This window comes from Ferruginibacter sp. (assembly GCF_031430955.1).
Classification (GTDB): Bacteria; Bacteroidota; Bacteroidia; order Chitinophagales; family Chitinophagaceae; genus Ferruginibacter.
Genome location: NZ_JANPCM010000202.1, coordinates 1 through 1,596, shown reverse-complemented (window position 1 = coordinate 1,596; position 1,596 = coordinate 1). Strand labels below are relative to the sequence as shown.

General features: G+C 33.0%; 1 protein-coding gene. It reads right to left on the bottom strand.

Annotation, left to right across the window (positions count from 1 at the left end; translation table 11 throughout):
• Positions 1–45: 45 nt before the first annotated feature.
• The coding region (locus tag ACY65O_RS05770; RefSeq protein ID WP_462219898.1) for a T9SS type A sorting domain-containing protein at positions 46–1,596 on the bottom strand (1,551 nt) is incomplete at its 5' end.

The window sequence follows — 1,596 nt, the reverse complement described above, 5'->3', positions numbered from 1 at the left end:
TATTATTTTTATCTGCAGATAAAAATAATAAAAGCAGTAAATAAATTATTTATAAAGAACCCGGTAAGTTTGTTTTTCATTATTTAATAAATCAGTAACAGTTACCACATAAATCCCGTTGCTGATTGCTGCATTTCTTTCAAATTCAATTACCCTGTTTTGAATATTATAATAAATTTTAGCAGCAATCTTTTGGCCTAAAACATTATTAATTTCAATAGCATAGTTTTTTGGCGCATTGCTTTTTAGCAAAATAAATAATTTATCTTTTACAGGATTGGGGTACAGTGTAATATCAAATTTTGCATTTTTAATCAACACCACATTACTGTATTTAATACTGTTGTTTGCTGTAATAATTTTTAACTTGTAAAAATTATTACCGGCAAATGGCTCCATATCTACAAAGCTGGTGGGTGAATTTATGGTGTTTACAAAACTTTTTACTGTTTTATAATCGGCATTGTTATTACTTTTTTGCAAATCATATTTAATTACATCAGGGTTAACCTCATTCCAGAATAGTTTATTACCGTCCGTTTGTTTTGTAGCGGAAAGCGTAATATCTGTTGGTAAAATACCTCCGCAAAAACCTGTTAAAACATAATTGGCATATCTTATCAGGCAGCCGCTATTGATAACAATTCTGCAAAAATACCTTCCGGTATCTGCAATAGTAAGGTTAGGAAAATTTAATACAGGCCCGGTACCAACAATTATGCTATCGTTTGGCACAACCCTTTTATACCAGGTATAAGTTGCATTTGCTATAGAATCTACAATAAGTGATACGCTGGTGTTAAAACATTCAGGTGCATTTGCAAAAACTAAAAAATTACCCAGTGGCAAAACACTCACATCATATAAACTGGCATTACCACAGGCATCAATTACCCGTAATCTTATTAAAGAATAAGTAGTGCCATTGTTAATTGAAAAAACAGGGCTTGCCTGCGGTGCAGTAACAATACTGGGTGATGCAGGTACACTTCCTATAATTTCATAAGTATAGGGGCCAATTCCGCCAGCAACATTTACGTTTACACTAAAGCCGTTATTATCGCATTGATAAGCGTTAGATCCAGACAGAATAGGGAAAATATAAATTCTTACCACAACTGTATCGTACAAATGTTTATTACAATCTTCAATATAAGTATCAAAAACATAAGTAGCGGGGCCAAGATCTAAAAAAGTATATTTATACCCGGTAACTAAAGAAGCATTTATCGAAACCGGTACGCCATCCTTTTTTATAATTTTAGGAGTTATATTTCCACCAATATTATTATCATTGATATTTATTATTACATCCGAAGAACCATTTGGCCAAACACCCGAAGGGCATTTTGGTGAAATACTAATTACCCTGTTGGCAACACTTATTACAGGTGCAATACTTACCGAATCTTTACTGCCACACTGATCTGTAATAACAATTTTATATTGTAAAGGTGTTGCCAGCTGTGGCACATTTACAAAAGTATAACTGGTGCTGCTTGTGGTAGCAGATTGCAAAAGCGTTCCCGCAGGAGAATATAACAAAATTGTAAAAGAAGGTATACCAGAATTTACAGTAACCTTTAAATTTGATGT